Consider the following 18,679-nt stretch of genomic DNA (forward strand, 5'->3'; position numbering starts at 1 on the left):
GGTCACGCTGACACAGGATCCGGCCGCGCGTCAACACCCGACCTGCGAGAACTAGCCGCATGCTGCTGTTTCATCGTAGGAAAAACCCCACTGGAAGGCGCCGGGAAAGAAAATCTTGCTTCCCGCTCTGGTACCGGTATCAGTTCATCTGTACAGTCAGCCAACACCCCCACCGCGGACCGGCAGGTCCCCCTCTCCCTCCGAGAGAAAGGAAGCCCATGCGCCCTCGCGCAATGACGTCGTTCGCGGCGCTCCTCGGGACGCTCGCCCTGGCCGGCTGTTCCGGCGGCGGCGACGGAGCGGCCAAGGCCCCCGCCGCCGACCTGTCCGCCAAGCCCGACTTCTCCGGCACGCTGAGCATCCTCACCAAGTTCGCCGGCGACCCGCTGCAGCCGTACTTCGAGGACCTGGCCGCGGCGTACCAGAAGCAGCACCCGGGCGTGAAGGTCGAGCTCATCCAGGAGACCGACCAGAGCATCAAGGACAAGACCAAGACGCTGACCGCCTCCGACGCGCTGCCCGACGTCTTCTTCACCTGGAGCGGCAACTGGGCGGAGAACTTCGTGCGCGGCGGCCGGGCCGCCGACCTGAGCAAGGTGATCGGCCCGGACACCGAGTGGGGCAAGACGTTCAGCCCCGGCTCGCTGTCGGCCTTCGCCTACGACGGCAAGTACTACGGCATCCCGCTGTACGGCAACGGCAAGTTCATGGGCTACAACAAGACCGCCTTCGACAAGGCCGGCGTCAAGGTGCCCGGCACGTTCGAGGAGCTGGTCGGGAGCTGCGCGGCGCTGCGCAAGGCGGGCTACGAGCCGATCGCCTTCGGCAACAAGGACGGCTGGCCCGCCCTGCACTACCTCCAGCAGCTCTTCGCCTACGACGTGCCGGCCGACGTCCTGCAGGCCGACTTCAGCCCGAAGACGGCCAAGCTCGACAACCCGGGCTACGTGACCGCGCTCAACCGGTTCAAGACCCTGGTCGACACCTGCACCGACACCGGCAAGGGCACCAACGGCGTGCTCTACAGCTCGGCGCAGCAGGCCTTCCACGACGGCAAGGCGGCCATGTACTACCAGGAGGTCCTGGAGTTCGACAACGCCACCGACAAGAACGGCCTCAAGCCGGACGACTTCGGCATCTTCCAGCTCCCCGTCCCCCAGAACGCGGCCGGCGACCCCAAGACCATCGAGGGCGCGCCCGAGGGCTACCTGATCAACGCCAGGTCTCCGCGGGCCGCGCTGGCCGTCGACTTCATGAAGTTCGTGACCTCCACGCAGAACGCCAAGACCCTGTCGGCGCCCCCGTACGGGCAGCCCAGCACGGTCGTCGGCGCGGTCAGCCCCGAGACCTCCAGCAAGGCCGTCTACGAGGGCATGGAGCAGGTCAACAAGGCGCCGCGGCTGGCCGCGTGGCTCGACACCGTCACCGTGCCCGAGGTCGCCGACGCCTGGCTGGCCGGCGGCGAGGCGCTGATCAGCGGCGGCTCGACCCCCGACAAGGTGCTGGCGAGCGTCCGCGCGGCGTCGGAGTCGGCGAAGTAGGCCGGGCGGGCCGGAGGGAGGGCATGCCGGTGCGTGCCATACGTCAACGGGCGCTCGGCCTGGCGTGGGTGGCCCCCGCGCTCGCGCTGGTCGTGGTGTTCGTCTACCTGCCGCTGGTGCAGAACTTCCAGTTCAGCACCCTCAAATGGGACATCTACAGCGGCACCCAGGAGTACGTCGGGCTCGACAACTACCGCAAGCTGATCGACGACCCGGTCTTCTGGTCCGCGCTGGGCAACAACGTCCTGTACGCGGTGGTCTCGATCGTCTTCCAGGTGTTCGGCGCGCTGCTGCTGGCCGCGCTGATCGAGGGCGTACGCAGTGAGCGGTGGCAGCGCGGCCTGCGGGCGGTGTACTTCATCCCGTCGGCGATCTCGATGACCGTCGCCGGTCTGCTCTTCTACTTCATCTACGAGCCCAACCTGGGCCCGCTCAACCACCTGCTCAGGGCGGTCGGCCTGGACGGCCTGGCCCAGGCGTGGCTGGGCCAGGAGAGCACCGCCATGTCGGCGATCATCGCGATGAGCCAGTGGCAGGGCTTCGGCTACTCGACGCTGCTGTTCGCGGTCGCGATCCAGCGCATCCCCCGGGAGATCTACGGCGCCGCCGCCATCGACGGCACCGGCCCGGTCCGGCGGTTCTTCCACGTCACGGTTCCGCTCGTCCGGGAGATGACCGGGCTGATGATGATGGTCACGATCTCGGGCGCCTTCCAGGTGTTCAACGAGGTCATGGTGATGACCAGCGGCGGCCCCGACAACTCCAGCCAGGTCCTGGGCACCTGGCTCTACCGCAGCGGCTTCGTGCGCAACAACTTCGGCTACGCCGCCGCCATCGCGACGGTGATCTTCGTCATCACGCTCGGCATCGCCGTGGGACAGATGTGGGTCACCCGTAAGAGAAGGGTGGAATGGTGAGTCGCCGCGGCTTCCTCGGCGTGATCGCGCGCGTGTTCCTCTGGGCGTTCCTGCTCTGCCTCGCGGTGGTCGTGCTCTATCCCCTGCTGTGGATGGTGCTCAACGGGTTCAAGTCCAACAGCGAGCTGTTCGGCAACCCGTTCGCGCTGCCGTCGAGCTGGAGCTTCGAGAGCTACCAGAAGGCGTGGAACCGGGGGGTGAGCGACTACCTGACGACGAGCGTGCTGGTCACGCTCACCTCCACGGTCGCCACCGTGTTCGTCAGCGCGTGGGCGGCCTACGGGCTGACCCGGGTGGACATCCCGCTCAACCGGTTCGTCACGATGGGCATCCTGGGCGGGCTCATGCTCGCGCCGACCGTGGCGCTCGTGCCGCTGGTCAAGATGTTCCAGGCCATGGGGTTGTACAACAGCTTCTGGGCGCTGCTGATCCTCTACACCGCGTTCCGCATCCCGTTCACCACGTTCCTCATCCGGGCGTACATGATCGACCTGCCGCGCGAGGTGGACGAGGCCGCCGAGATGGACGGGTGCAGCCGCTGGACCGCGTTCTGGCGGATCATCCTGCCGATGTGCAAGCCGATCCTCACCTCCACCGTGCTGCTGCACATCCTGTTCGCCTGGAACGAGTACCTGTTCGCGATGGTCTTCACCAGCGGCGCCGGCGTGCAGACGCTGCCGGTCGGCCTGACCAGCCTGATGAGCAAGCACGGCACGGACTTCCCCGTCGTCTTCGCCGGGATGGTCATCGCGGCGCTGCCCGTGGTGCTGCTGTTCTTCCTCGGCCAGCGCTACATCGTCAAGGGCCTCGCCGACGGGGTCGGGAAGTGAGTCTGATGTCGTTGTCACTGCGGCAGGTCACCGGTTCGAACTTCGCCTACCAGCACCTGCCCCTCGACCGTTTCCTCGACGACGCCGCCGCGCTCGGGCGCGAGCACCTGGAGCTGTGGGGCGTCGCGCCGCAGCTGCACGTGCCGTGGCTGAGCGACGCCGAGGCGCGGGCGATCCGCCGGCGCGCCGCCGGGCGGGGGCTCACCGTCCGCTGTCTGACGCCCGAGCAGGTGGCCTACCCCGTCAACCTGGCCTCGCCGGACAGCCGGCTGCGGGCCGCGAGCGTCGCGATGTTCCGCCGGGCCGCCGAGCTGGCCGCCGAGCTGGGGGCCGAGCTGCTGCTGCTGACCCCGGGCCGGGGCTTCGAGGACGAGCCGGTCGCCGCCGCCTGGCGGCGCTCGGCCGACGCGATCGGCGAGATCTGCGCCTACGCCGGCACGCTCGGCGTGTCGTGCGTGCTGGAGGCGTTGCAGCGGGTGGAGTCCAACCTGGTCAACGACGCGCCCACGCTGGCCCGCATGATCGACGAGGTGGGCGCCCCGAACCTGGGCGCGGTGCTGGACACCGTGGCCATGGCGGCGGCCGGGGAGAGCGTGGACGACTACTTCGACGCCCTCGGCGACCGGGTCAGGCACGTGCACCTGATCGACGGCTCCCCCACCGGGCACCTGGCCTGGGGCGACGGCAAGCTGCCGCTGGCGGCTTACCTGGCCGCGCTGGACCGCAGGGGCTACCGGGGGGCCATGACGTTCGAGCTGTTCGGGGCCGGGGACTACGCCTTCGACCCGCGTCCCGTGGTGGAGCGCTGCCTGGCCTCCGTACAGGCAGCGCTCCCGGGAGCCTCATAGCCCGCCGGCGGCTCCGGGCATGACCAGCTGTCCCTTGAACCCGCCGGGATAGCTGTTCACCAGCCTGGCCCGGCCGGTGCGGACGTCCACCGCGTAGGCCCGGGTGCTGTTCCCGACCTCGACGGTGAGCGTGACCTCCGACGGGCTCTGCCAGATCGTGGTGCCGTCGATGCCCGCCCTCTTCGGCAGGCCCTTGACCGAGACCTTCCGCACGGTGCGGCCGGTCCTGGTGTCGAGCAGGGTGAGCCGGCGGGTCATGTACTCGGGCGGGACCTTCTTGCCGGGCGGGAACTCGAAGGCGGCCACCGTGCGGCCGTCCGGGGCGAGCTCGCTGAACATGATGAAGACGCCGTCGAAGCGCACCGGCCGGCCGCCGCCGGCGACCGGCATGAACAGCAGGTCGGTCTTGCGGTAGCGGACCAGCTCGGCGACGCCGTCCTTGATGGCGACCGGCTCGTACACGCCGGGGACGGACACCGTCGCGCCGGTCCGCACGTCGATCAGCAGGCCGGGGTCCTTGGTGCCCTCGCGCGGGTCGAAGGCCAGGTGGCGGCCGTCGTCGGAGACCACCAGCATGGAGCCCATGCCGAGGCGTTCCGCCGCCACCTTCGCGGCGGAGACCGTCTCAGCGCCGGTCACCATGTCCCGGACGACGTGCGCCCCCGCGTCCTTGTCGTAGTAGGCGAACATGCGCCCGTCGCGGCTGAGGGCGACGGGCACGCGGTCGTTCCTGGCGGTCGTCCCGAGCGCCTGGGGCACCCGGTACGTCGTGCCGTCGCCGGTGACCACCCGCCATTCGCTGTCCACGCAGCCGGGCGGCGCGCTCTTCCCCCTGGGAGGCAGGCAGCTCTGCCGGTAGGCGTGGCTGAGCGTCCCCACCTTCCCCGCGGGCAGGACAGGCACGGCCGCGGCCGCGGCCTGCGGCGCGGCGGCGGGCACCCGTCGCGGCCCGGCCACCAGCACGGTCGCCGTCACCCCGGCCAGCACCGCGATCGTCGCGGCGGCCGCCAGCGTCGCCGAGGCCCGGCGTCTGCGCCGGTACCCCGCCACCGCCAGGTCGGCCAGGTTCACCGGCGGCGCCTCCTCGGCGATGCCGTTCAGTGCGTCACGCAGTCTGGTCATCGGGCCGCCTCCTGAGCGGGTCGCGAGTCCACGAGGTCGGGGGCCAGCGCGCGCAGGCGCGCCAGCGCGTGATGGGTCTGGCTCTTCACCGTGCCGACCGCGCAGCCGAGCACGTCGGCGGTCTGGGCCTCGGTGAGGTCCTCCCAGAAGCGCAGGACGATCACCGCGCGCTGCTTGCGCGTCAGCTTGTCCAGCGCCTGGCGCAGCACGATCCGGTCGAGCGCGTCCTCGTCGTAGGTGACCGCGCGCTCGGGCGGGTCGGCGCTGGGCAGCTCGGGGTTCGGCCGGCGCCGCCACGAGATGTACTGGTTGACCAGCGCCTTACGCAGGTACGCCTCGGGATTGCCGTCCCGCGCCAGCTTGTGCCAGTGCCGGACGACCTTGACCAGCACGCTCTGGAGCAGGTCCTCGGCCAGGTGAGGGTCGCCCACGAGCAAATAGGCGGTCCGCATCAGCGCCTGTTGCCGGGCGATGACGAACTCGCGGAAGCCGTCATGAGCGTCCAATGTGATGATCTCCCTTCGCCCGTTCCCAACGCGACCGGCCGGGCGGAGGGTTGCAGGGTTCGTCCCAGAATTCCCTACGGCCTCACCGGGCGCGCTGGGCGGGACGGCGGCCCCAGGTGGCCCAGCGCCACAACCATTCCAGCGGGCCGAAGCGGTACCGGCGCAGCCAGAGGGTGGACCACACCCACTGCAGAGCCAGGATGACGGCGGCGATCCCCGCGATCGTGGACAGCGTCCAGCCCTCCGGCGGGCCGCCGGCCAGCTTGCCGAGGACCAGGACCAGGACGGTGGCGCTCAGGTAGTTCGTCAGCGCCATGCGGCCCAGCGGGGCGAAGACGGCCCGCAACACCGGCCGCAACGGCGTCCTCAGCAGGACGAGCAGGACGCACACGTACAGACCGGCCATGAGCAGCCCGGACGCGGCCATCGGCAGGGGCACGGGCGTGCTTCCGGCCTGCCACATGAGCGCCGGGACGGTGGCCGCGGCGAAGCCCAGGGCCAGCAGCGCCGGGACGCGGGTGGAGCTGTCGATCCGGTCGATCACGCCGTACCTGGTGAGGGCCGAGCCCAGCAGGAACAGGCCGGGCACCAGCATCGTGCCGCCGCCGAAGACGACCAGCGCCGCGACGACGAGCACGGCGGCCAGCCCGGCCACGGCCCAGCGCGGCAACCACGTCGAGGGCAGCAGCACCACCAGGCCGACGACCGCGTAGACGGTCAGGATGTCGCCGCGCCACAGCAGGAACATGTGCGCCAGGCCCATGCAGGCCAGCAGGAGGAGCCTGCGCAGCAGCAACGCCCGCGGGTGGGGCACGCGGGCGGCGGCCGAGTCGAGCAGCAGCGAGAAGCCGACGCCGAACAGCAGCGAGAAGATCGGGAAGAAGCGCTGCTCGACGAGCAGGCCCAGCCAGCGGGCGGTGTCGTCGAGCGTCGCGTGCTGCGCGGTGACCGGGTCGGTGCCGGCGTGCGAGATCGGCTGGACGTTGGCCAGCAGGATCCCGCACAGGGCGAAACCGCGCACGACGTCGAGCGCGATGATGCGCGACCGCCCGGGCGCGGCGGGGGGCGTGCGGTCCTGGGGCAGGGCGCGGGCGGGCCGCGGGTCGTCATAGGGCATGGAACCTCATCGTGCGGTGGGCGGCGGGGCGCGGGGAGGGTCCAAAGCAGGGTTCGGGCCGCGGCGACCGTACTTTCGGCCGGTGTGCCGGGCGGACCGGCCTCCCTAGCCTGGGTGCGTGAACGTGCGGAACCGGCCGGAGCTCGCCTGGCCCGACGGGCGGCGGGCCGCGGCCGTGGCGGCGGAGGCCGCGCTGGCGGTGGCGGCCGTCGCCGTGCTCGTCTTCTGGGCCGGTCTGATCGCCGGCAGCTGGGGCGGCGGCTACTGGGTGTTCGACTGCGCGGCGGGGGCGGCGGTGTGCGCGCTGGCCCTGGCGCGCCGCCTGTCCCCGGTGTGGACGGCCGTGGGCGGGCTGGTGATCGCGGCCGCGGCCGTCCTGGTCGCCGCGTGGGCCGGGCTGCCTAACGAGCCGGGACCGGCCATGGTGCTGGGCCTGTCCGTGCTGGTCGGGTCGGCGGTCAGGACGCTTCCCGCACGGTCCGCCTGCGCCGTCGCGGCCGGCGGGCTCGCGGTCGCCGCGGCGAGCGTGCCCGGCGCGCACAACGGGGCCACGGTGGGGCTCAACGTGGCCGGCTGGCTGGCCGCCCTGGGCGTCGGGGGCGGCCTGCGGCTGCTGGCGGCGCGCCGCCTGTCGGCCGCCGATCACGTCCGGCACGACGAGCGCCGCAGGCTGGCCAGGGAGCTGCACGACGTGGCCGCCCACCATCTGACCGGCATCGTCCTGCAGGCCCAGGCCGCCCGGCTGCTGGCCCGCAGGGGGTCGGGCCCGCTGGAGGAGTCGCTGGAGGACATCGAGGACGCCGGCGCCGGAGCCCTGGCCGCGCTGCGCCGCGTCGTGGGCCTGCTGCGCGACGCCGGTGACGACGTGCCGGGGCCGCCCGGCCGGCTCGCCGACCTGGTCGGCGGCTTCGACGGCCCGCCCGTGACCCTGCGCGTCCCCGGCGAGGCCGAGAACTGGCCGCCGGAGGTGACCAGCACCGTCTACCGGATCGTCCAGGAGTCGCTGACGAACGTCGCCCGCCACGCGGCCCGCGCCCGCATGGTCACCGTCGAGGTCACGGTCGAGGCCGCCGGGCGGGACGGCGCGGTCGTGGTCGAGGTCGCCGACGACGCGCCGCCCGCGCCGCCGTCCCGGGGCCGCGGCGGCTACGGCCTGCTCGGCATGCGCGAACGCGTCGAGGCCCTCGACGGCACCCTGCGCGCGGGCCCCCGGCCGGAGGGCGGCTGGTCGGTCCACGCGACCCTGCCACTCACGGGGCCACTCACGGGGCCACTCACGGGGCCGCTCGGGAGGCGGCGATGACGATCGGCGTGCTGCTGGCCGACGACCAGGCGATGGTCCGCCGGGGCCTGCGGCTGATCCTGGAGGACCAGCCCGACATCCGCGTGGTGGCCGAGGCCCGGGACGGCGCCGAGGCCGTGGAGCTGGCCCGGCGGGTACGCCCCGACGTCTGCCTGGTGGACATCCTCATGCCCGGCATGGACGGCATCGCGGTCACCCGCGCCCTGGCCGGCGCCGGCGTGCCCGACCCGCTGCCGGTGGTCGTGGTCACCACCTTCGACCTGGACGAGTACGTCTACGACGCACTGCGCTGCGGCGCGGCCGGGTTCGTGCTGAAGGACGCCGGCCCGGCCCTGCTCGCCGAGGCCGTACGGGCGGCCAGCACGGGGGACGCCCTGATCTCGCCGTCGATCACGCCGCGCCTGCTGGGCCGCCTGGCCAGGCGGGCGCCGCGCGCGGCGGGGGCGGTGCACCCGCTGTCGGAGCGGGAGACCGACGTGGTGCGCGCCGTGGCCGCCGGACGCACCAACCAGGAGATCGCCGCCGCCCTGCACATCTCGCTGAGCACCGTGAAGGGCCACATCTCGGCCATCCTCGACAAGCTGGGCGTACGCAACCGGGTCGAGATCATCGCGTGGGCCTGGGAGAACGGGGTGGCGGGCTAGGGACGTCCTCAGCGCGGCTCGTCGCCCAGCCGCACGCTCGCGCGGGCGATGTCGGCCAGCGTGATGTCGGCCAGCATCATCTCCTCGTGGTCGCGCAGCGCGCTCCACACCTCGGCGAGCGGGCTGGCCACGCCGGGATAGCCGCCGTGGTCGCCGCCCTCGGAGACGCCTTCGACGATCAGCACGATGTCGGCGAGGGTGATCTCGCCGGCGGGCCTGGCCAGCCAGTAGCCGCCGTCGGGGCCGCGCTGGCTGTGCAGCAGGCCCGCCCGGCGCAGCTGCAGCAGGATGTTGTCGAGGAACTTGCGGGGGATGCCCTGGGCCGTGGCGATCTTCTCGGCGGGCATGGGGCCCGGCGGCGCTGCGGCCAGCTCGGCCGCGGCGCGCAGGGCGTACTGGGTTCTGGCGGAGATCCGCATGACCGTCTACTGCTCAGGTGCTCACCTGGTGCAGGCCCCAGCGGCGGCGCAGCGCGTCGTCCGCCAGGCCGAAGACGCGGTCCACCACGATGCCGATGACCAGGATGACGATCATGGTCGCGAGCAGGCCGGGCGAGTCGGCCAGCTCGCGGGCGTAGTGGAGCTGCTCACCCAGCGAGGCCTGGTTGGCGATGATGACCAGCAGCTCACCGGCCATCAGCGAGCGCCAGGCGAACGCCCAGCCCTGCTTGAGCCCGGCCAGGAACGACGGCAGCGAGGCCGGCAGGATGACGTGCCGGTAGAGGGCGATCCGGCGGAAGCCGAGCATGTGCCCGGCGCGCAGCAGGATCGGCGGCGTGTAGTCCACTCCAGTGATCAGGCCGTTGGCGATGGACGGCGCCGCGCCCAGCACCACCACGAACAGGATCGCGCTCTCCGACAGCCCGAACAGCAGGATGGCCAGCGGGAACCAGGCGATGGACGGCATCGTCTGGAGGCCGGTGATCAGCGAGCCCGTGGCGCGGCGCAGCGGCCCGATCCGCGAGACCAGCGCGCCGACGACCAGTCCGACGGCGATCGCCAGGGCGAACCCGGTGACCGCGCGGCGCATGGTGACCGTCAGCGCGGTGTAGAACTCGGGGTCGCCGAGCCGGTGCCCGAGCTCGGCGAGCGTGGTGACCGGCCCGGCGAAGACGTACTCGGGCCACCAGCCCGCCCACACCACGGCCTGCCAGACGGCCAGCACGATGAGCACGGCCGTGGCGATCGGCCACAACCCCGCCCACAGCCGGGAGGCCGGGCCGGCGCGGTGGCCGGTGCCCAGCTCCAGCGCGTCGAGCCCGGCGAGCTGCTGGGCGTGGGTGTCCGTCGTGGTCATGCGGGCTCCTCCTGACGGGCGTGGCGCAGGACCTCCTGGCGGAGGCGGCCGGTGATCTCCCCCGCCAGCTCGGCCACCTCGCCCGAGTCGGTACGGCGGGGCCGCGGCAGCGCGACGGGGAAGTCCTCGACCACCCGCCCCGGCCGGCTGGACAGCAGCACGACCCGGTCGCCGAGCCGGACGGCCTCGCGCACGTTGTGGGTGACGAACAGGACCGACAGGCCGCGTTCCCGCCAGATGCGTTCGAGCTCGTCGTGCAGCAGGTCGCGGGTCATGGCGTCCAGGGCGCCGAAGGGCTCGTCCATCAGCAGCACGTCGGCGTCCTGGGCGAGCGCCCTGGCCAGGGCGACGCGCTGGCGCATGCCGCCGGACAGCTCGTGCGGCCGTTTCCTGCCGAACCCGCCCAGGTGGACGATGTCGAGGAACTCGGTGGCCCGGTCCCGGCGTTCCTGCTTGCTCACGCCCTTGGCGCGCAGCGCCATCTCGACGTTGGCCGAGACGGTCAGCCAGGGGAACAGCGCGGGTTCCTGGAACATGAGCGCGACGCGGGCGTCGTCCACGTCGATCCGGCCGGCCGTGGGCCGGTCGAGCCCGGCGACCAGCGACAGCAGCGTGCTCTTGCCGCAGCCGGACGCGCCGAGCAGGCAGACGAACTCGCCGGGCGCCACCGACAGCGAGACCTGGTCGAGGGCTTGCAGGGCCGTCCGGCCCTGACCGTAGAGCTTGGAGACGGCCTCCAGCCGGATCGCGGGGCTCTGCCCCTCGACCCGGCCGGTGACCTGCTCCGTGAGCGGAGCGGACATCGCGTGCGCCTCCTACTTGTCGGAGATGGTCTGCTGGCCCTTGGCGGCGAGGACCTCGTTGAGGACCTTGAGGTCGTAGATGCCGTTCAGGTCGACCGGGTCGAGGAGGCCGACCTTGGTCGCGTGCTCGGCGCTGCCCACCAGCGACGAGGCGATCGGGTCGTTGGTGAAGGTGATGTTCTTGAACGCGCTGTCCAGCACCTCGGGCTTGAGCGGCTTGCCGGTCAGCTTCTGCAGGGCGGCGTTGGCGGTCTGCGCGGCGCCGGCCGGGTCCTTGGCGATGACGTCGTTGGCCTCGACGTGCGCCTCGATCAGCTTCTTGAGCAGGTCGGGGTGCTCCTTGGCCCACGCCTGGCGGACGATCAGGTGGGTGATCACGAACTGCTTGTTCGGCCACAGGTCGCGCTCGTCGACCAGCACCTTGCCGCCGCTCTCCTTGATCAGGCGGCTGGCGAACGGCTCGGGCACCCAGGCGCCGTCGATGTCGCCGGTGGCGAAGGTCTGGATGGTCTGGGAGTTCTCCTGGGGCACGATCGAGACCTCGCCGCCGCCCTTGGTGTCGGTCTTGATGCCCTTCTCGGTCAGCCAGTAGCGCAGCGCGACGTCCTGGGTGTTGCCGAGCTGCGGGGTGGCGATCTTCTTGCCCTTGAGGTCCTCCACCGAGTTGATCCCGGGCTTGACCACGAGGAACACGCCGCCGGACGCCGCGCCGGCGACGATCTTGATGGCCTGGCCCTTGGACTTCGACCAGGCGTTGATGGCCGGGTTGGGGCCGACGTAGGTGGCGTCGATGGCGCCGGAGAACACGGCCTCGATCGCCGCCGGGCCGGCGTTGAACGTGCTGGTCTTGGGCGCGGCGCCGAGGTGCTTGGCGTAGATGCCCTTCTCCACGCCGACCAGGGCGGTGGCGTGGGTGATGTTGGGGAAGAAGCCCAGACGCACCTGCGTGGCGCCGGCTCCCCCGCTCTTCGCGCCGCTGTCCGCAGGGCTGCCGCTGCCCCCACAGGCGGCCGCCATGGTCGTGAGCGCCAGGGCGGCCAGGGTGGCCACCGTTACGCGAACCCTGCGAGCGTTCATCTCTTCTCCCTATTTCCCACTTATTTAGTGGCTTTAGAGTGTTTATAGGAGCAAGGGAGGGTGCTCGTCAATCCCACTCTGGGTCACAGACTCTTCACGAAAGGCAGCGGGCCGCGCTTCGGACGGTCGTCCGGGTCGAAGCGCGGGGTGTAGCCGCCGGCCAGGTACAGGGCGACGGCCTCGGGCTGGCGGGGGCCGGTGGTCAGGTGGATCCGCAGGTAGCCGCGGCGGGCGGCCTCGCGTTCCAGCTCCCGTACGACGACCGCGCCCAGGCCGCGCCTGCGGTGGCCGGGATGCGTCCACACCCGCTTCAGCTCGGCCGTCTCAGCGTCGTAGCGGCGGAACGCCCCGCCCGCCACGGTCTCGCCGCCCACCACCAGGACGAGGAAGGCCCCGTCCGGCGGCGTGAACTCCTCGGCCGGGTACCGGTTCAGCTCGTCGTTGGCGCCGTACCGGCTGGTGTACTCCAGCGCGAGGTCCGCCAGCAGCGGCCGGACGGCGGGATCGTCCGGCGCGACCAGGCGGACCTCGAAGGCGGGCGCGCTCAACCGCGCTGCCTCGGCAGGCCCGGCGGGTTGACCCTGGACTCGGGGACCGCCTCGTTGGCCAGCCCCCACCGGTCGAGCACCTGCCGGTACGTCCCGTTCCCGATCACCGCGGCCAGCGCGTCGTGCACCGGCCCGACCAGGCCGTTGCCCTTCTTCGTCATCGCCGCGATGAGCCCCTGCAGGCCCGGCCCGGCGCCCGAGGCGGTGCCCACGATCCTGGAGCCGCCGCTGACCGCGACGTTGTAGGCGATGGTCGGGTTGGGGCCGAAGTACGCCTGCACGTGCCCGGACTTCAGGGCGAGCAGCACGTCGCCGTACTTCTGGTAGTAGAGGATCTCGACCGGCTTCAGGCCGGCCTTCCGGTTCTGGGCGTCCCAGTCGAGCAGGATCTTCTCCTGGTTGGTGCCCGAGCCGACCGAGACCCGCAGCCCGGCCACGTCGGCGGGCCCGGCGATCCTCCTGATCGGGCTGGAGGCGGGAACCTGCCAGGCGAGCTGGTCGATCCGGTACGTCGCGAAGTCGTAGACGTCCTTGCGCTCCTCGGTGACGGTGACGTTGTTGAACACGGCCTCGTACTTGCCGGACTTGGCCCCCAGGAACAGGTTCTCCCAGGAGGAGCTCTCCGGCTCCAGCTCCAGGCCGAGCACGTCCGCCACGAGCTGGGCGAGGTCGGTCTCCACGCCGATCAGCGTGACGTCGTCACTGGCCGGGAAGACCAGCGGCGGCGAGCTCTGGACGCTGAAGCCGACGGTGAGCCGGCCGTCCCGCGCGATCTCGGCGGGCACCCGGGCGGCGATGCTCGCGACCTTGCCGGTGCGCACCCGTTTCTGGTCGGGACCGGTGTCGACGGCGCGGCCGGTGACCGCGCCGTCGGCAGCGGTCCCCTCGCCGGCTCTGGGGACGAGCGCGGGTTCGGCCGCGCAGGCGGTGGTGGTGACGGTGGCGGACAGGATCAGCAGGAGTGCAGGCACGGCGGTGAGACGCATGGGGGTTCCTTGTGATCAGAGGACCTTGCCGAGGAAGGCGCGGGTGCGCTCGTGGCGCGGGGCGTCGAGGACCTGCGCGGCCGGGCCGCGCTCGACGATGCGGCCCTCGTCCATGAACACGACGGTGTCGGCCACCTCCCGGGCGAAGCCGATCTCGTGCGTGACGACGATCATGGTCGTGCCGCTGCGGGCCAGGTCCTTCATGACCTCCAGCACCTCGCCGACGAGCTCCGGGTCGAGGGCGGAGGTGGGCTCGTCGAACAGCACCACCTTGGGCTCCAGGGCCAGCGCCCTGGCGATGGCGACGCGCTGCTGCTGGCCGCCGGAGAGCGTGCGGGGGTAGGCCGCCGCCTTGCCGGCCAGCCCGACCCGGTCGAGCAGGCGCGCGGTCAGCTCGGCCACCTCGGCGCGCGGCCGGCGCTGGGCCGACAGCGGGGCCTCGGCGATGTTCTGGCTGACGGTGAGGTGGGGGAAGAGGTTGAAGTTCTGGAAGACGAAGCCGATGCTGGTGCGCTGGCGGAGGATCTCGCGTTCGGGCAGCTCGTACAGGTGGTCGCCGGCGCGCCGGTAGCCCAGCAGCTCGCCGTCGACCGTGACCGTCCCGCGTTCCACCTTCTCCAGATGGTTGATCACGCGCAGCAGGGTGGACTTGCCCGAGCCGGACGGCCCGAGCACCACCGCCACCTCGCCCTGGCGTACGCGCAGGTCGATGCCCTTGAGCACGTGCAGCGCGCCGAAGCTCTTGTGCACGCCGGCCAGTTCCACCATCATGAGCGGCCCCTGCCGTAGTGGCGCTCCACGAAGTGCTGCCCGACCGAGAGCGTGGTGGTCAGGACGAGGTACCAGACGGTCGCGACCAGCAGCAGCGCCATCACCCTGCCGTTGCGGTTGTAGATCACCTGTACCTGGTAGAACAGCTCGGGCAGGGCCATGATGTAGACCACCGAGGTGCCCTTGACCAGGCTGACGATCTCGTTGCCGGCGTTCGGCACGATCGTCCGCATGGCCTGCGGCAGGATGATCCGGAAGAACCGGCGGGCCCTCGGCACGCCCAGCGCCGCCGCGGCCAGCCGCTGCCCCGGATCGACCGACAGCAGGCCGCCGCGGACGATCTCGGCGGCGTAGGCCGCCTGGTGCAGCGCGAGCCCGAGCGCGGCGGCGGTGACCGGCCCGATCAGGTCCATCGTGCCGACGTCGAAGAAGGCCGGCCCGAACGGCACCCCGAACGACAACCTCGGGTACAGCAGCGCCAGGTTGTACCAGAACAGCAGTTGCAGGATCAGCGGCACCGAGCGGAACAGCCACACGTACCCCCAGGCCACCGCGGCCAGCAGCCGGTTGGCCGACAGGCGCATGAGGGCGAGCAGGGTGCCGAGCGCGAACCCGAGCCCGATGCCCAGCGCGGTCAGCTCCAGCGTGAGCAGCACCGAGCGCAGGACGGAGGGCGCGAACAGGTACATGGCGACGACGTCCCACTCCCAGGCGGGGTTGGTGACCAGGGCGTTGGCCGCCATCGCCAGCAGCACCAGCACGCCGAGGGCGGCCACCGTCCGTAACGGGCGGCGGGCGGTCACGACCTTCGGCGCGGGCTCCTCCCGCCCGGCGGCGGGCACGGCCGCGGCCGTGTCACGCAGCGCCATGGCCCGCACGCACGTCGTCGCGGGCGGCTTTGTCGCGGGCGGCGTCGCGCCGGGCCACTTCCGCGCGGACCAGCGGGATGACGTGCCGGCCGAAGTCGACGGCGTCGTCCAGGATCGCGTAGCCGCGCGCCGAGAGGATCTCCACGCCCAGGTCGTAGTAGTCGAGCAGGGCCTGCGCGACCGTCTCCGGGGTGCCGACCAGGGCGGTGGAGTTGCCGGCGGCGCCGGTGGCCGCCGCGGTGGGCGTCCACAGGACGCGGTCGTGCCGCTCTCCCCTGGCGGCCACCTCCAGCAGCCGCAGCGACCCGGCGTTCTGCGGCGGGCCCACGGGACGCCGCCGCGGGTTCGCCCGGGACTGTCGTAGCTCGCCCAGGATCCGGTGCGCCTTCTCCCAGGCCAGCTCCTCGGTGGGCGCGATGATCGGCCGGAAGGCCACCTGGATGCGCGGCACGTCGGCCCGCCCGGCCGCGCGGGCCGCCTCCTTGACCGAGGCGATCTGCTGCGCGGTCTCGGCCAGCGGCTCGCCCCACAGGCAGTAGACGTCGGCCTCGGCCCCGCCGGCCGCGTACGCCGCGGGCGACGAGCCGCCGAAGGACACCTGCGGCCGCGGCCGCTGGACCGGGAAGACGTCGGAGACGAAGTCCCTGAAGGAGTAGTGGGCGCCCTCGTGGTCGAACGGCTCCCTGGAGGTCCACCCCTTCTTGACGATCCGGATGTACTCCCTGGTCCTGGCGTACCGCTCGTCCTTGGTCAGGAGGTCGCCCTCCCTGCCCTGCTCGTGGTCGTTGCCGCCGGTGATGAAGTGCACGGTCAGGCGGCCGTCGCTGATCTGGTCGAGCGTGGCGAAGGTCTTGAGGGCGTACGTCGGGTACGACACGTTCGGCCGGTGGGCCAGCAGGATCCCCAGGTCCTCGACCCGGCTCGCGACGTACGCGGCCACCTGGGCCGGGTCGGGCGAGCCTGAGCCGTAGGCGAACAGCACCCGGTCCCAGCCGTGCTCCTGGTGGGCCCGCGCGAGCCGGAGCGTGTACTGCTTGTCGAAGGAGGGGCCCGAGCGGGGCGAGGTCTCCGAGCCGTCGTTGGTGCCACCGATACCGAGGAACTCCACAGGCATGTCGCGGCCTTTCTGGCGTCGTGAACGCCTTTCACCCCAGCACGGCGATCCTATTCCGTCAAGCCCTACCAATTTAGTTGGTTTTTATCTACGGTGGAGGCGTACGGAAGGAAGGACACCATGCCATCCCTGACCATCACCCCCGTCGCCGGCCGTATAGGAGCCGAGATCACCGGAGTGCGGCTCGCGCCCGATCTGCACCCCGATGTCGTGGCCGAGCTCCGCCAGGCCCTCCTCACCCACAAAGTGATCTTCCTGCGCGGTCAGGAGCACCTCGACGAGCAGAGCCAGGTGGGCTTCGCCCGGCTGCTCGGCGAGCCGACCGCCGCCCACCCGACCGTGCCCGCGCTGCACGGCAACGCCCACATCCTGGACCTCGACTACAGCAACGGCCAGAAGGTCGACCGCTGGCACACCGACGTGACGTTCGTGGACCGGCCGCCGCTGGCCTCGGTGCTGCGCGCGGTCGTCGTGCCGGAGGCGGGCGGCGACACGTTGTGGGCCAACACCGTCAGCGCGTACCAGAACCTGCCCGCCGAGCTGCGCGACCTGCTCGACCGGCTGCGCGCCGTGCACACCAACCAGTACGACTACGTCCGCACGGCCACGATCGACGAGCGCGCCCGCGAGCACGCCGAGGTGTTCGCCTCCACCCTGTTCGAGACCGAGCACCCGGTCGTGCGCGTGCACCCGGAGACCGGCGAGCGCTCGATCCTGCTCGGCGACTTCGCCAAGCGGCTGAGCGGCCTGTCGGGGCACACCTCCGGGTCGATCATCCGGCTGGTCCAGGAGCACGTCACCGAGGTGGAGAACACCGTCCGCTGGCGCTGGTCGCCCGGTGACGTGGCGATCTGGGACAACCGGGCCACCCAGCACCGCGTGGTGCACGACTTCGGCGACCGTCCCCGCCGCCTGCACCGGGTCACGATCGCCGGGGACGTGCCGGTCGGCGTGGACGGCCGGACCAGCACCGCGCTGAGCGGCGACGCCGCGACCTACTCGCCGATCGCCGCCTGACCCTCCCCGGGGCTGCCCCGGCCACGAACGTCGCCGTGGCCGGGGCCTCGCGGATCGGCCGAAGCCAGTGCGGGCGGGGTTGGCTGGGCCCCGCCCGCACCTCCCATCCCCCACCTGAAAGGCACGCCCATGAGCACCGGCGAATCCCCCACTGGACGCGAGAGCCGCGTCGCGATCAACGAGGACTGGGCCGCCACGGCCGTCGGCCTGGTCCTGCTCGTCCTCGTCCTCACCGGCGTCATCCCCGTCGGGCTGGTGCCCTGATGAGCGCCGAGACCGTCACCGCCGACCGCGCGACCTGGCGAGGGACGGCGCTCGGCGTCCTGGTCGTCCTCGTGCTGGCCGCCGCGACCCGGTTCCTGGAGAAGGGCGTGCCCGGCTGGTTCCCGGACTCCGGGCTGGCCAAGGCCGTCGAGTTCCCGATCTACGCGATCGCCCTCGGGCTGCTCGGCAACGCGCTGCTGACCGCGGCCGGGCTGCGGGAGCGGCTGGCCGGCGGGTTCCGCACCGAGTTCTTCATCAAGACCGGCCTGGTGCTGCTCGGCGCGTCCATCAACCTCAAGGTGATCGTGACCGCCGCCGGGCCGGCCGTGCTCCAGGCGATCGTGCTGATCAGCACGGTGTTCCTGTTCACCTGGTGGCTCGGCGGGCGGCTCGGGCTCGACGACCGGCTGCGCGCGCTGCTGTCGTCGGCCGTGTCGATCTGCGGGGTCAGCGCGGCCATCGCGGCGGCGGGGGCCGTCCAGGCCAGGAAGGAGCAGCTGGCCTACAGCGCGAGCCTGGTGATCGCGTTCGCGCTGCCGTCGATCTTCATCCTGCCCGCCCTGGCCTCGGCGTTCGGGCTGCCGCCCGAGGTGGCGGGGGCCTGGATCGGCGGCAACATCGACACCACCGCCGCCGTCACCGCCGCCGGCACGATCGCGGGCGAGGACGCCCTGGCCATCGCCACGATCGTCAAGGTCACCCAGAACGCGCTCATCGGCGTCGTCGTGGTCGCGCTGACCGCCTGGTTCGCCTTCCGGGTCGAGCGGCGGGCGGACGCCGAGCGGCCGGGGGCGGCCGAGCTGTGGCGGCGTTTCCCGAAGTTCGTGCTCGGGTTCGTCGCCGCGTCCGTGATCGCCACCTGGTGGCTCACGACGGTCCCCGCCGGCGAGGGCAAGGCGGTCATCGGGGTCGCCAACGACCTGCGGACCTGGTTCCTGATCCTGGCGTTCGTCAGCATCGGGCTGGAGTTCCGGGTGGCGGCGCTGCGGGCGGCCGGCTGGCGGCCGGTCGTCGTGTTCGCCGCCGCGACGGTGGTGAACGTGGTCGTCGCCCTGGCCCTGGCGCTGGCCCTGTTCTCCGGCTTCACAGCCGGCTGATCGGGCCGT

The 18,679-nt window shown here is 72.1% G+C and carries 21 protein-coding genes; 9 read left to right on the forward strand and 12 right to left on the reverse strand.

The window, feature by feature from the left end; genetic code table 11:
* Positions 1-218 precede the first annotated feature (218 nt).
* From AB0J76_RS08860 to AB0J76_RS08875, 4 genes are read left to right on the forward strand one after another with little or no spacing between them, the layout of a single operon-like run.
* Positions 219-1,541: an extracellular solute-binding protein gene (locus tag AB0J76_RS08860; RefSeq protein ID WP_352324801.1), complete on the forward strand. Its 1,323-nt coding sequence runs from the start codon at positions 219-221 to the stop codon at positions 1,539-1,541.
* 29 nt (positions 1,542-1,570) lie between these two features.
* Positions 1,571-2,458 (forward strand): sugar ABC transporter permease, encoded by an 888-nt coding sequence (locus AB0J76_RS08865; protein WP_352324800.1) that lies wholly within the window; start codon positions 1,571-1,573, stop codon positions 2,456-2,458.
* Positions 2,452-3,288 (forward strand): carbohydrate ABC transporter permease, encoded by an 837-nt coding sequence (locus AB0J76_RS08870; protein ID WP_352324799.1) that lies wholly within the window; start codon positions 2,452-2,454, stop codon positions 3,286-3,288. The genes AB0J76_RS08865 and AB0J76_RS08870 overlap by 7 nt, the downstream gene beginning before the upstream one ends.
* A gap of 5 nt (positions 3,289-3,293) precedes the next feature.
* Positions 3,294-4,136: a TIM barrel protein gene (locus AB0J76_RS08875; RefSeq protein ID WP_352324798.1), complete on the forward strand. Its 843-nt coding sequence runs from the start codon at positions 3,294-3,296 to the stop codon at positions 4,134-4,136.
* On the opposite strand, the gene AB0J76_RS08880 is transcribed toward AB0J76_RS08875, so the two are convergent.
* The 3 genes from AB0J76_RS08880 to AB0J76_RS08890 all read right to left on the reverse strand — a co-directional run bounded on the left by AB0J76_RS08880 (position 4,131) and on the right by AB0J76_RS08890 (position 6,881).
* Positions 4,131-5,258 (reverse strand): hypothetical protein, encoded by a 1,128-nt coding sequence (locus AB0J76_RS08880; RefSeq protein WP_352324797.1) that lies wholly within the window; start codon positions 5,256-5,258, stop codon positions 4,131-4,133. The two genes, AB0J76_RS08875 and AB0J76_RS08880, sit on opposite strands and share 6 nt — an antisense overlap.
* Entirely contained in the window at positions 5,255-5,764 is a 510-nt protein-coding gene (locus tag AB0J76_RS08885; RefSeq protein WP_352324796.1) for a SigE family RNA polymerase sigma factor, read from the reverse strand. The genes AB0J76_RS08880 and AB0J76_RS08885 overlap by 4 nt, the downstream gene beginning before the upstream one ends.
* An 82-nt stretch (positions 5,765-5,846) precedes the next feature.
* Entirely contained in the window at positions 5,847-6,881 is a 1,035-nt protein-coding gene (locus AB0J76_RS08890) for a DUF418 domain-containing protein (RefSeq protein ID WP_352324794.1), read from the reverse strand.
* A 118-nt stretch (positions 6,882-6,999) separates the two neighbouring features.
* Between AB0J76_RS08890 and AB0J76_RS08895 the strand changes: the two genes are divergently transcribed.
* Positions 7,000-8,184, forward strand: coding sequence for a histidine kinase (locus tag AB0J76_RS08895; protein ID WP_352324793.1), 1,185 nt, complete (start codon positions 7,000-7,002; stop codon positions 8,182-8,184).
* The gene (locus tag AB0J76_RS08900; protein WP_352324792.1) at positions 8,181-8,828 is read left to right on the forward strand and encodes a response regulator transcription factor; all 648 of its coding nucleotides are present in this window, start codon (positions 8,181-8,183) and stop codon (positions 8,826-8,828) included. Before AB0J76_RS08895 ends, AB0J76_RS08900 begins: the two co-directional genes overlap by 4 nt.
* A gap of 8 nt (positions 8,829-8,836) precedes the next feature.
* Here AB0J76_RS08900 and AB0J76_RS08905 read toward each other — a convergent pair whose 3' ends face one another.
* The 9 genes from AB0J76_RS08905 to AB0J76_RS08945 all read right to left on the reverse strand — a co-directional run bounded on the left by AB0J76_RS08905 (position 8,837) and on the right by AB0J76_RS08945 (position 16,292).
* Positions 8,837-9,247, reverse strand: a complete 411-nt coding sequence (locus tag AB0J76_RS08905; RefSeq protein WP_352324791.1) for an Rrf2 family transcriptional regulator — start codon at positions 9,245-9,247, stop codon at positions 8,837-8,839.
* A 13-nt stretch (positions 9,248-9,260) separates the two neighbouring features.
* Positions 9,261-10,124, reverse strand: a complete 864-nt coding sequence (locus AB0J76_RS08910; RefSeq protein WP_352324790.1) for an ABC transporter permease — start codon at positions 10,122-10,124, stop codon at positions 9,261-9,263.
* Entirely contained in the window at positions 10,121-10,927 is an 807-nt protein-coding gene (locus AB0J76_RS08915) for an ABC transporter ATP-binding protein (RefSeq protein WP_364389181.1), read from the reverse strand. Before AB0J76_RS08915 ends, AB0J76_RS08910 begins: the two co-directional genes overlap by 4 nt.
* Before the next feature lie 12 nt (positions 10,928-10,939).
* Positions 10,940-12,004 carry an ABC transporter substrate-binding protein gene (locus AB0J76_RS08920; RefSeq protein ID WP_352330906.1) on the reverse strand — a complete coding sequence of 355 codons (1,065 nt, stop codon included), beginning with the start codon at positions 12,002-12,004 and terminating at the stop codon, positions 10,940-10,942.
* A gap of 83 nt (positions 12,005-12,087) precedes the next feature.
* A complete protein-coding gene (locus AB0J76_RS08925) occupies positions 12,088-12,552 on the reverse strand; it encodes a GNAT family N-acetyltransferase (RefSeq protein ID WP_352330907.1) in 465 nt (154 codons plus the stop codon).
* On the reverse strand, positions 12,549-13,538 hold the full coding sequence (locus AB0J76_RS08930) for an ABC transporter substrate-binding protein (RefSeq protein ID WP_352330909.1): 990 nt from the start codon (positions 13,536-13,538) through the stop codon (positions 12,549-12,551). The genes AB0J76_RS08925 and AB0J76_RS08930 overlap by 4 nt, the downstream gene beginning before the upstream one ends.
* 15 nt (positions 13,539-13,553) lie before the next feature.
* A complete protein-coding gene (locus tag AB0J76_RS08935; protein ID WP_364389184.1) occupies positions 13,554-14,309 on the reverse strand; it encodes an amino acid ABC transporter ATP-binding protein in 756 nt (251 codons plus the stop codon).
* Entirely contained in the window at positions 14,306-15,178 is an 873-nt protein-coding gene (locus tag AB0J76_RS08940; protein WP_352330032.1) for an amino acid ABC transporter permease, read from the reverse strand. The genes AB0J76_RS08935 and AB0J76_RS08940 overlap by 4 nt, the downstream gene beginning before the upstream one ends.
* The gene (locus AB0J76_RS08945; protein ID WP_352330033.1) at positions 15,165-16,292 is read right to left on the reverse strand and encodes an LLM class flavin-dependent oxidoreductase; all 1,128 of its coding nucleotides are present in this window, start codon (positions 16,290-16,292) and stop codon (positions 15,165-15,167) included. The genes AB0J76_RS08940 and AB0J76_RS08945 overlap by 14 nt, the downstream gene beginning before the upstream one ends.
* A 120-nt stretch (positions 16,293-16,412) precedes the next feature.
* On the opposite strand from AB0J76_RS08945, the gene AB0J76_RS08950 reads away from it, so the two are divergent.
* From AB0J76_RS08950 to AB0J76_RS08960, 3 genes are all read left to right on the forward strand, one after another.
* Positions 16,413-17,309, forward strand: coding sequence for a TauD/TfdA family dioxygenase (locus tag AB0J76_RS08950; RefSeq protein ID WP_352330035.1), 897 nt, complete (start codon positions 16,413-16,415; stop codon positions 17,307-17,309).
* Between the two features lie 129 nt (positions 17,310-17,438).
* A complete protein-coding gene (locus AB0J76_RS08955; protein ID WP_352330037.1) occupies positions 17,439-17,573 on the forward strand; it encodes a hypothetical protein in 135 nt (44 codons plus the stop codon).
* Entirely contained in the window at positions 17,573-18,670 is a 1,098-nt protein-coding gene (locus tag AB0J76_RS08960) for a putative sulfate exporter family transporter (protein ID WP_352330038.1), read from the forward strand. The genes AB0J76_RS08955 and AB0J76_RS08960 overlap by 1 nt, the downstream gene beginning before the upstream one ends.
* Positions 18,671-18,679: the final 9 nt, after the last annotated feature.

Origin of the sequence: Nonomuraea sp. NPDC049624 (assembly GCF_040675255.1) — a bacterium.
Lineage (GTDB): Bacteria > Actinomycetota > Actinomycetes > Streptosporangiales > Streptosporangiaceae > Nonomuraea.